The 4,829-nt window shown below is 50.9% G+C and carries 5 protein-coding genes; 3 read left to right on the top strand and 2 right to left on the bottom strand.

The window, feature by feature from the left end:
• Window positions 1–126: 126 nt before the first annotated feature.
• Window positions 127–1,101 (bottom strand): phosphate acetyltransferase, encoded by a 975-nt coding sequence (pta, locus tag GKZ89_RS20595; protein ID WP_155114288.1) that lies wholly within the window; start codon window positions 1,099–1,101, stop codon window positions 127–129.
• A gap of 256 nt (window positions 1,102–1,357) precedes the next feature.
• Here pta and hemQ point away from each other — a divergent pair, with 256 nt between their 5' ends.
• Entirely contained in the window at window positions 1,358–2,107 is a 750-nt protein-coding gene (gene hemQ, locus GKZ89_RS20590; RefSeq protein WP_241680345.1) for a hydrogen peroxide-dependent heme synthase, read from the top strand.
• Window positions 2,108–2,143: 36 nt separating this feature from the next.
• Here hemQ and GKZ89_RS21340 read toward each other — a convergent pair whose 3' ends face one another.
• The gene (locus GKZ89_RS21340; protein ID WP_241680344.1) at window positions 2,144–2,761 is read right to left on the bottom strand and encodes a hypothetical protein; all 618 of its coding nucleotides are present in this window, start codon (window positions 2,759–2,761) and stop codon (window positions 2,144–2,146) included.
• 129 nt (window positions 2,762–2,890) lie between these two features.
• On the opposite strand from GKZ89_RS21340, the gene GKZ89_RS20580 reads away from it, so the two are divergent.
• Both GKZ89_RS20580 and gerQ read left to right on the top strand, forming a co-directional pair.
• Window positions 2,891–3,322, top strand: coding sequence for a cell wall hydrolase (locus tag GKZ89_RS20580; RefSeq protein ID WP_155114286.1), 432 nt, complete (start codon window positions 2,891–2,893; stop codon window positions 3,320–3,322).
• A gap of 24 nt (window positions 3,323–3,346) precedes the next feature.
• Window positions 3,347–3,940 carry a spore coat protein GerQ gene (gene gerQ, locus GKZ89_RS20575; RefSeq protein WP_155114285.1) on the top strand — a complete coding sequence of 198 codons (594 nt, stop codon included), beginning with the start codon at window positions 3,347–3,349 and terminating at the stop codon, window positions 3,938–3,940.
• Window positions 3,941–4,829: the final 889 nt, after the last annotated feature.

Below are 4,829 nucleotides of genomic sequence, written 5' to 3'. Positions count from 1 at the left end.
CTCTCAGCTCGGAGTCTCACGCCTTTCGCTCCAATCAACAGGTGTGAAAAATCAACACTATGCTTTAACAAAGCCAAAAAAATAAAAAGCAGAGGAAGATTGCACTCCTCTGCTTTTACGACTGGTTTATTGTACGGTCTGCCCTGCAGTGATCAGTGCAAGCTTGTATACATCATCGGCACTGCAGCCGCGGGATAGATCATTGACCGGCATGTTGAGTCCTTGCAGGATTGGACCTACCGCGTCAAAGTTACCGAGGCGCTGGGCGATTTTGTAGCCGATGTTGCCTGCTTCAAGACTTGGGAAAACGAACACGTTCGCATCTCCCTTAATCACAGAATCTGGAGCTTTTTTCTCTGCAACAGAAGGGACGAAGGCAGCGTCAAATTGGAACTCTCCATCCAATACAAGGTTCGGAGCGAGTTCTTTTGCAACATTGACAGCTTCTGAGACTTTTTCTGTTTCAGGGGATTTTGCAGAACCCTTTGTTGAAAAGCTCAGCATAGCGACGCGCGGATCGATATCGAACATTTTTGCTGTGTTTGCACTTTCCACTGCAATCTCTGCCAGATCCTGAGCATCCGGGGAGATGTTGATCGCGCAGTCTGCAAATACATACTTTTCATCACCGCGCACCATGATGAAGACGCCGGACGTTTTCTTAACGCCTTGCTTCGTTTTGATGATTTGCAGTGCCGGGCGGACTGTATCTGCAGTAGAGTGTGCTGCACCGCTCACAAGTCCGTGGGCTTGTCCGGAATACACGAGCATAGTTCCAAAGTAGTTTTCATCCTTCAGGATTTCGCGCGCCTGTTCTTCGGTCGCTTTTCCTTTACGGCGCTCTACGAATGCCTGGACCATTTCTTCAAATCCTTCGAACTGGTTCGGATCCTTAATTTCCGCTCCGTCCAGCTTCACATTCAATTCTGCTGCTTTCTTCTCGATGTCCTGTTTGTTCCCAATCAGGACAGGAGTGAGGATTCCTTCCTCAGCAAGGCGCGCAGCTGCTTCCAAAATACGCTCATCCGTACCTTCGGGCAAAACGATTTTTATCTCTTTTCCGGTAACTTTTTCTTTTAATACTGAAAATAAATCTGACATAATCATGTCCTCCTTCTGTAGTGGCTCTTTTTTTAGAATACTTGACTGAGGATGAAATTCAAGCCATACCGATCCATGACAGCGCTGCCACCCTTTAATTCTTTATATTCAAAACTAACTGACTACTTTTACGTACCCGAATATCTTCCTTTAGCATCCTTGTTTCCTTCAAGTTTTATTCACAAATCCATGAGTTAAACTATGATATAGTTAGGGTAGAATTTTGTTTAGAATAGGAGTGGACATGTTGAACGATATGCCAAAAAACGAAGCTGCCCAAACCCTTGACGGCTGGTACAGCCTGCATGATTTCAGAACGCTGGACTGGGCCGCATGGAAAATGCTCTCCGGCGATGAGCGGGACATGGTCGTGCGCGAGTTTTCATCGCTGCTTGAAAAATGGGGCGCTGTTGAAAAAGCAGGGAACGGAAGCCATGCTCTATACAGCATTGTTGGCCAAAAAGCAGATTTCATGATGATGGTTCTGCGTCCGACTATGGAAGAATTGAACGAGATCGAGAATGAATTTAATAAAACGCGCCTGGCAGAATTTACGCTGCCCGCTTATTCCTATGTTTCTGTCGTCGAGCTCAGCAACTACCTTGCCGGCGAAGGCGATCCATATGAGAATCCCCACGTCCGGGCAAGGCTCTATCCGGAGCTTCCGAAGGCAAGTCACGTCTGCTTCTATCCGATGGACAAGCGCAGACAGGGCAATGACAACTGGTACATGCTGCCGATGGAAGACCGCAAAGCACTGATGCGGAGCCACGGCATGATCGGCCGCCAGTATGCAGGAAAAGTGAAACAGATCATCTCAGGATCTGTCGGCTTTGATGATTATGAGTGGGGTGTCACGCTGTTTGCAGATGACGTCCTCCAGTTTAAAAAGCTTGTATACGAAATGCGGTTTGACGAAGTCAGTGCCCGCTACGGAGAATTCGGTTCCTTTTATGTAGGAAACATCCTTCGGGAAGAAAAGGTGCAGGCTTTTTTCCATATTTAACAAGTAAAAGCTCTTTCCAGCCGGAAAGAGCTTTTTTTATCTTCCTGTGAATTGATTTTCACTCGTCTGATCCCAATTTTCCCCGCGGTAGCCGCTGTGGCCGTCCTGACTGACAAAACACGGAAGCACTTCATGAATCACTCCCGGTGCCGCCTGCTTGCTGAAGGTGAGGATAAACCGCATCTTCGATTGATCTGCAGGAGCGACCGCCGTGTTCTGCGGCTGTAAGCTGTTGCCGGCTGTCAGTTTGCCATCCTCTCCTACTGTCCCGATCCCGACAGGCTGCTTCCGGTTGACCCGGATCCAGTAGTTCGTCACTTTCAGCGCTGACTCCAGATCACACGGCCGGTCATAAACCATTTCCACCTGGTTTTTCGCAATCTGTTTTGCCATTAACAGCTTTGGTACGGCCACTCTTACCTTAAGCGGCTCAATCCGGTACTCCACCCCGATCTTAAGCGGCTTGTTCCCGGAAATGCGGTACTGGCTGCTGCCTCTGTTTTCGGCGCGGAACCTGCTCCCGTCATCACCTGTGAGTGTGATTGCAGGAACAGCGGCCGCCGGTCCTGTAAATTGAATGATGGTGAGCGTAATAATGTTGGCACGGCTTTGCCTGCTGTAATAAAATCCGGGGTGAACAGGCTGCTGATGCATAACATGCCCCTCCTTTCTGCTTCTCCCTATCTTTATTTAAATCCTCGCCAAAAAATGAATACGCACCGGCAATCTTTCATACTATCTGAGTGGAAGACTACGCAATTTCGATTAGTCAGGGGTGGGGCCATGGCAGTTGTCCCTTACAACGATAAGGAATTGAAGATGCTGGCAAGGCTCATGAGGGAAGAGGGGGAAGGCGACGGGCCGACCGGAATGCTCCTGGTGGGCAATGTCGGGGTGAACCGCGTCCGGGCCACCTGCCTCGACTTTAAAAATATCAATTCCCTCGAAAAAATGATCTTCCAGCGGCCAGGCGGATTTGAAGCGACCCAAAAAGGCTACTTTTACCAAAGAGCCCGCTCAAATGAAATCGATCTTGCCAAAAAAGTCATCGCCGGAAACCGCTACCGGCCCGGAGAATACTCCCTTTGGTTCTTCAGGCCGGGCGGCAGCTGCCCCGGAACCTGGTACGGCCAGGCAAACTCAGGGCGCTACAAATCCCACTGCTTCTTCACACCAAGCCAGCAAGACTGTGCATCTGTTTATTCAACCCGATAACAGAACCGAAAAGGGGGATCATCCATGTTATTCAAAAAGAACAACAGCCAGCAGCAACAGCCTTACCCATACCAAGGCCAGAGCTATGGCTATGAAATGGGATTCGATCAAGGGTACGACCAAGGCTTCGACCAACGCGCCTTCCAGCCATTTGCCATGCAGGGACAGCAAGGCCAGGGACAAATGCAGCAAGGCCAAGGTCAAATGCCGCAAGGCCAGGGACAGCAGGGAATGGGAATGGGCCAGGGACAAGGCGGCATGCAGGGGCAGCAGCAAGGACAGCAGGGACTTCAAGTTCCTCCGATGCCCTCTCAGCAATCCCCTTCCCAAAGCATTCCGGGGATGCTGCCGCTTGAAGAATCCTATATCGAAAACATCCTCCGGCTGAACAGAGGCAAACTCGCAACCGTGTACATGACCTTTGAAAACAACAAAGAATGGAACGCCATGATTTTCAAAGGAAACATCGAAGCCGCAGGCCGCGACCATATTATTCTTAGCGACCCGCAGTCCGGCAGACGCTTCCTGCTGCTCATGGTATACCTTGACTATATTACGTTCGATGAAGAGATCAACTATGAATATCCGTTCGGAATGGCGACTTATTCGCCTAGGTAGGTGGAGGTCGTGGCTGGCTGGCTGGGGGCTTCAGGCTGGGGCTGGGGCTGAGTGCTGTGGGGCGGTTGGCTGATGCTCTGGGCTAGGCTGTACGCTGCGGACCATGGTCCAGCAAACTGGTGCTCTGACCCCTCATGCTTTAAAGGAACGGGGGAACAAGATGCTGTCCGCTAAACCCTTGCCCGGAGTGCGATACAAAGGAGCGGGGACGGAGGTTTAGTGCTTTAGCGAATGTGGGGTCAGAGCTCAGCTCTGACCCTCACTGCTTTAAAGCAGCAGGGGAACAAGCTGCTGCCCGCCAATCCCTTGCCCCGAGCGCTATGCAAAGGAGCGGGGACGGAGGTTTAGTGCTTTAGCGAATGTGGGGTCAGAGCTCAGCTCTGACCCTCACTGCTTTAAAGCAGCAGGGTAACAAGCTGCTGCCCGCCAATCCCTTGCCCCGAGCGCTATGCAAAGGAGCGGGGACGGAGGTTTAGTGCTTTAGCGAATGTGGGGTCAGAGCACAATTTTATAGCAGATTCAGCATTTGAACAGGCAGCTACAAAAGCAGCGCATTTAGCGGGGTCAGTCCCGCACTGCTTCACCGTATCGGGGGACAGAGACCTGCGCTTCTGAGCCCTTGTGCTTCATCGGATTGAAGAGTTGGGGCCGGAGCTTTAGTACGGCAGAGAATGTGGGGCCTGGCACGGTGCCAGTCCCCTGTTGCTTCACCGTATCGGGGGACAGAGGACCATCTGCTCAAACCCTTGCGGTATAAGGGTTTGGCTCACCCAGTGCCGGAGCTTTAGCGCTTTAGCGAAGGGCGGGTCAGACCCATTAGCGATGCACGTCTTACAAAAAATGTATGGATACACCGCAGTTAACTCCTAATCATAGGAATTTTGGTTTC

Source organism: Metabacillus mangrovi (assembly GCF_009711125.1).
GTDB lineage: Bacteria > Bacillota > Bacilli > Bacillales > Bacillaceae > Metabacillus_B > Metabacillus_B mangrovi.
The sequence above is the reverse complement of the archived record's forward strand: the minus strand, read 5'-3'. Positions and strand labels throughout refer to the sequence as shown.

What these genes read in the sequence shown, in the direction of transcription:
- pta (WP_155114288.1), bottom strand. Translation starts at nt 1,101, where the DNA reads ATGTCAGATTTATTTTCAGTATTAAAAGAAAAAGTTACCGGAAAAGAG.
- hemQ (WP_241680345.1), top strand. Translation starts at nt 1,358, where the DNA reads ATGCCAAAAAACGAAGCTGCCCAAACCCTTGACGGCTGGTACAGCCTG.
- GKZ89_RS21340 (WP_241680344.1), bottom strand. Translation starts at nt 2,761, where the DNA reads ATGCATCAGCAGCCTGTTCACCCCGGATTTTATTACAGCAGGCAAAGC.
- GKZ89_RS20580 (WP_155114286.1), top strand. Translation starts at nt 2,891, where the DNA reads ATGGCAGTTGTCCCTTACAACGATAAGGAATTGAAGATGCTGGCAAGG.
- gerQ (WP_155114285.1), top strand. Translation starts at nt 3,347, where the DNA reads ATGTTATTCAAAAAGAACAACAGCCAGCAGCAACAGCCTTACCCATAC.